Source organism: Sphingomonas sp. CCH9-E2, from assembly GCF_001557215.1.
Classification (GTDB): Bacteria; Pseudomonadota; Alphaproteobacteria; order Sphingomonadales; family Sphingomonadaceae; genus Sphingomonas.
Window position 1 is genome coordinate 1 of record NZ_LSJM01000199.1, and the last position, 5401, is coordinate 5401.

Below are 5401 nucleotides of genomic sequence, written 5' to 3' on the forward strand. Positions count from 1 at the left end.
CATCTGCCCTATGCCCGCCATGTAGACGACGTCACCATCGCCACGCGCGACGGCCTGATGATGCAGGTGATCCAGATCGGCGGGCTGTTGTTCGAGACCGCCGACAGCGAAGAGATCAACTATCGCAAGCGGCTGCGTGACGCGACGCTGCAGGCGATCGGGTCGTCACGCTTCGCCGTCTATCACCATATCGTGCGCCAGCGGGTCGAGCCGGGGCTGGCTGGCGACTTCCCGGATGATTTTTCAGAGCGGCTGGACGCGGCGTGGCGCGGGCGGCTGGCGCGCAAGCAACTTTACACCAACGACCTGTTTCTGACCCTGGTCCGCCGCCCGTTGCAGGGACGGATCGGCCTGCTCGACCGGCTGCGCGGCGGGCTGAGCGGGATCGAGGCGGAGGCAGCGCGCGCGCAGGATCTGCGCGAGCTGAACGAAGCGCGCGAGGCGCTGTTCGCCGCGCTCTCGGCCTATGGTCCCCGTCTGCTGTCGGTCTATGAAACGCCGCAAGGGCCGGCGTCCGAGCCGCTCGAATTCCTCTCGACGCTCTACAATGGCGAGCTGCGCCCGGTGCTGCTGCCGATGCAGGATCTGGGCGAATATCTGCCCTATCGCCGCGTGAGCTTCGGCCAGAATGCGATCGAACTCTCGCCCGCCGCCGGGAGCGGGACCGATTTCGTGGGCATGGTGTCGATCAAGGATTATCCGGGCCAGACCGCGCCGGGGATGCTCGACGATCTGCTGCGCCTGCCGCTCGAGCTGACCATCGCCCACAGTTTCGGCTTTGTCGATCGTCAGGCGGCTTTGTCCAAGATGAACCTCGCGCTGCGCCGGATGCGCTCGGCCGAGGACGAGGCGGTGAGCCTGCGCGCCGAACTGGGCGAGGCGAAGGACGAGGTCGCGGCGGGCCGCGCCGGCTTTGGCGAGCATCACATGACCGTCGCCGTACGCGGCGCATCGCCCGAGGCGGTCGATCAGGGCGTGGCCGAGGTGCAGGCGGCACTATCCGATCTCGGCATCATCGCGGTGCGCGAAGAAATTGCGCTTGAACCCGCCTTCTGGGCGCAGTTCCCGGGAAATTTCAAATATATCGCGCGGCGCGGGCTGATCTCGACCGGCAATTTCGCGGGGCTTGCGAGCGGGCATAACTTCCCGGTCGGCAGCGCCACCGGGAATCACTGGGGCGACGCGGTCACGCTGCTCGAGACGACCGCTGCCGGCCCCTATTATTTCAATTTCCACCATGGCGATCTGGGCAATTTCACCGTCATCGGGCCGTCGGGGTCGGGCAAGACCGTGGTGCTCAACTTCCTGCTTGCCCAGGCGCGCAAGTTCCGCCCGCGCATCGTGTTCTTCGACAAGGATCGCGGCGCGGAACTCTTCATCCGCGCAATCGGCGGGCAGTATGACGTGCTGCGCCCCGGCGTGCCGTCGGGCCTCAACCCGCTCCAGCTCGACGACAGCGCCGAGCATCGCCAGTTCCTTGCCGACTGGCTCGCGCAGCTGGCGGGCGGCGTCGATATCGACGAAGCGGCGCGGCTGAAGGACGCACTCGACGCCAATTTCGACCAGCCCCGCGAAAACCGTCGCCTGCGCCATCTGGTCGAACTGCTGCGCGGCGGCGAACGTCCGCATGGCGCCGACCTGTGGTCGCGGCTGCGCCCCTGGTGGGGCGATGGCGAGCGCGCCTGGCTGTTCGACAATGAAAGCGACACCACCGACCTGACCGCCGAAGCGGTCGGGTTCGACATGACCCAGATCCTCGACGATCCGGCGGTCCGCACCCCGGCGATGATGTATCTGTTCCAGCGAGTCGAGGAGCGGCTGGACGGGTCCGCCGCGATCATCGTGGTGGACGAGGGGTGGAAGGCGCTCGACGACGATGTCTTCGTCCGGCGGATCAAGGATTGGGAAAAGACGATCCGCAAGCGCAACGGGATCGTCGGCTTTGCCACGCAGAGCGCGCAGGACGCGCTGGAAAGCCGCATCGCCAGTGCGATCATCGAACAGGCCGCGACCCAGATCTTCATGGCCAACCCCAAGGCGCGCGCGGCGGATTATGTCGACGGCTTCGGCCTGACCCCGCACGAGTTCGAACTGATCCGCGCACTGCCGGACAATGCCCGCTGTTTCCTGATCAAGCATGGCGCCGAGAGCGTCGTCGCGCGGCTGGACCTGTCGGGCGAGCAGGAGATCCTGACCATCTTGTCCGGGCGCGAGCGCACTGTGCGGCTGCTCGATGCGATCCGCGCCGAACATGGCGACGATCCCGCCGACTGGCTGCCGCGCCTGATGGAGGTCGCATGACCTGTCCCGGCATTGTCGAGGGTGACGCATTCGTCGTGAGCCTGCTCGGCGCGGCCGACTGCCATGCGCGCACGGTCGCGACGCTCGGCTATCAGGCGCTTGCGACACCGGGGTCGAGCGCGTCGCTGCTGCTGACCGGCATGCTGACGCTGTTCGTCGCGATCTGGGGCTATCGCATGCTGCTGGGCGAGACGCCGGGCGTGCACGACGGCGTGGTGGCGCTGGCCAAGGTCGGCATCGTGCTGGCGCTGGCGACGAGCTGGGCAACCTATCGCCCGTTGGCGCATGACCTGGTGTTCGGCGCGCCGGGCGAGCTGGTCGCCGAAGTCGGCGGTGCGGCGGGACTGCCGGGCACGCTGGGCGACCGCGCAGTGCGGCTCGGCTATGTCGACCGTGCGCTGGTCCGGCTCGGCGAAGCCGGGGTCGGCAAGCGCGAGGGCAATCAGCAGGTGATGCGCCAGCGCAACTTCAACGGCCGCAACGAGCTGGTGGTCGAGAATGCGCAGGATCCGGTCGGTGCGATTGAGCCGATTGCACTCGGCGCAGCGCGCGTGCTGTTCCTGATCGCGACCCTGGGCGGGCTGATCATCCTGCGCTTTGCCGCAGCGATCCTGCTGGCGCTGGGGCCGATCTTTGTCGCGTTCCTCTTGTTCGACGCCACCCGCGGCTGGTTCGCCGGGTGGCTGCGCGGATTGATGGGGACGATGATCGCGAGCTTTGGCGTCGCCATTCTGCTGGGTATCGAACTCGCGCTGCTCGAACCTTGGGTCGCGAGCCTGGTTGCGCGGCGTGCGGGTGAGCAGACCATTTCGGGCGCGCCAGTCGAGCTGCTGGCGGTCACCGCGATCTTTGCGCTGGCGACGTTCGGTACGATCTTTCTGGCGTTCAAGGTGGCGACTGGGTTGCAGCTGCCGGCAAGCTGGCGTGCCGCGCCGGAGCGGATCAACCGGGAGATGGAGCGGCTGTTTCAGGGACGCAGCACCGGCAACGCCCCCGCCGCCGAGCCGATTGCCGAGCGCACGCGGGCCGCTGCGGTGGCTGATGCGGTGATCGCGACCCAGCGGCGCGAATCCGGCGGGGCGACGCCAGTGACTGCAGCGGCGGTGCAGGCGATCGCCGCACCGGTGCGCACCAACCCGGGCGAACGGCTGGTGCCCGGGCAGGCGCCCAACGCGCCACCGCGCTTGGGACAACGGGCCGCGCGCCGATCGCGCAATCGTGTTACAGCCAGCGCCGGGCGCCGGGATCAGACGAAATGAAACAGACCACACGCGCGGCGCTCGACGCCTATTATCGGGAAGGCGGCAGCTGGGCCGCCGATCGCGAAGCCCGGCTCGACCGGTCGCAGCGGACGGCGTGGATCATCGCTGCGGTGGCGGTCGTCGCCGCATTGGTCATGGCGATCGCGCTGGTCGTGATGCTGCCGCTCAAGACGGTCGAGACCCGCACCCTGCTGGTCGATCGCCAGACCGGCTATGTCCAGCAGCTCAACCCGGTAAACCCGGACAAGATCGCGCCCGACACCGCGCTGACGCAATCGTTTCTGGTGCAATATGTGATCGCGCGCGAGAGTTTCGACATCGACGCGCTCCAGCACAACTACCGCCGCGCGGTGTTGTGGTCGGAGGGGCGCGCGCGCAGCCGCTATATCGCGTCGGTGCAGGCGTCGAACCCCGACAGCCCGCTCGCCAGCCTGCCACGCAGCACCCTGGTGGAAACGCGGGTGAAGAGCGTGTCGCCACTCGGCGCCGGATCGGCGCTGGTGCGATTCGAGACGCAGCGCCGCGATGCCAATGGCCAGACCGCCCCGGCGCAGCATTGGGTGGCGGTGATCCGCTACCGCTATGCCGGTGAGCCGATGAAGCTGGAGGATCGCTTCATCAACCCGCTGGGCTTCACCGTGTCACACTATGCGCGCAATCCCGAAACGCCACCTGCGCCGACGCCCGATGCAGTGCAGGCCGCGCAGGCCGGAGCGCCATCGCCGCTGGCGGTGACTCCGACCCCCACGCCCGCACCGACCGTGCAGGTGGCGCGATGAAGTGGGTCGCCGCGCTGCTGCTGCTCGCCGCACCGGCTGCGCTTGCGCAGGTCCGGCCGCAGCCCGGCACGGGCGATCCGCGCGTCCAGACGGTGATGTTCGCACCGGACCAGGTGGTCCAGCTGCAGGCGGCACCCGGATATCAGATCACGGTCGCGCTCAATCCCGATGAGCGGATCGAGAGCATTGCGCTGGGTGACAGCGCCGCGTGGCAGGCGACCGCGAACAAGCGGGGCGATTATCTGTTCGTGAAGCCGATCAATGCCGGCGTGACGACCAACATGATCGTGATCACCGATGTCCGCATGTATGCGTTCGAGCTGGTCCCGGCGTACGGGCCGATGGAGGGCCTGCCCTTTGCGGTGCGCTTCACCTATCCCGCCAGCGCGCCGGTCGCGGCCGTGCCGAGCGCGGCGGCACCGGCGTCGGACACCATGCCCGGACGCTATCGTCTGAGCGGCGACAAGCTGCTGCGCCCGAGCGCGATGGCCGATGACGGCGTGCAGACCGAGATCGAATGGCCCGCCAGCGCGGCGCTTCCGGCGATCTATGCGGTCGGCGACGATGGCAAGGAAGTGCTGGCAACCGGCCATGTCCGCGATGGCCGGGTCGTGGTCGACCGGATCGCGCGCAAATTCGTGTTCCGTCAGGATCGCCGCGTCGCAACCGCACTGCGCATTGCCGCCGATCGGGACAAGAAGCGGTGAGCGCGTCGGCAACCGGCGATCCACGGCGCAGCCCGGCGATGCGCGAGCCGGGCGATGTGCGCCCGCTGGTCGGCAGGGCCCCGCGCGGGCCGTCGCTGCTGATCCTGGGCGGTGGGCTGCTGTTCGCGGCGATCCTGCTGTTTGTCGCACTCGAATCGCGCCGTGCCGCGCTGCAATCTGCAACGACTGCGCGTCCGGCCGACCCGGCAGTCGCGCTGCGCGAACCGCCGCCGCTCTACATTCCGCCCGCTCCGGCGGCGGATGCGGCCGCCCCGACGGCGGCACCGGTCGCCGCACCCACCGTGGTTCCCTTTGTGCTGCCGCAGCCGCCGCCGGAGCGGGCGGAATGTAG

The 5401-nt window shown here is 68.6% G+C and carries 4 protein-coding genes and 1 pseudogene; all 5 read left to right on the plus strand.

Translation table 11 applies throughout. The features are described 5' to 3' along the window. On the plus strand, positions 1–2301 hold a 2301-nt coding region (locus tag AX681_RS09540), incomplete at its 5' end, for a VirB4 family type IV secretion/conjugal transfer ATPase (RefSeq protein WP_066682152.1). Then, a complete protein-coding gene (locus AX681_RS09545; protein WP_066657546.1) occupies positions 2298–3560 on the plus strand; it encodes a type IV secretion system protein in 1263 nt (420 codons plus the stop codon). The genes AX681_RS09540 and AX681_RS09545, both read left to right, overlap by 4 nt. Next, positions 3557–4342: a virB8 family protein gene (locus AX681_RS09550; protein WP_066657543.1), complete on the plus strand. Its 786-nt coding sequence runs from the start codon at positions 3557–3559 to the stop codon at positions 4340–4342. The genes AX681_RS09545 and AX681_RS09550 overlap by 4 nt, the downstream gene beginning before the upstream one ends. Then, the gene (locus AX681_RS09555; RefSeq protein WP_066657531.1) at positions 4339–5049 is read left to right on the plus strand and encodes a TrbG/VirB9 family P-type conjugative transfer protein; all 711 of its coding nucleotides are present in this window, start codon (positions 4339–4341) and stop codon (positions 5047–5049) included. Before AX681_RS09550 ends, AX681_RS09555 begins: the two co-directional genes overlap by 4 nt. Further along, positions 5046–5401: pseudogene (locus AX681_RS09560) on the plus strand (hypothetical protein); the annotation flags it as partial. The gene AX681_RS09555 and the pseudogene AX681_RS09560, both read left to right, overlap by 4 nt.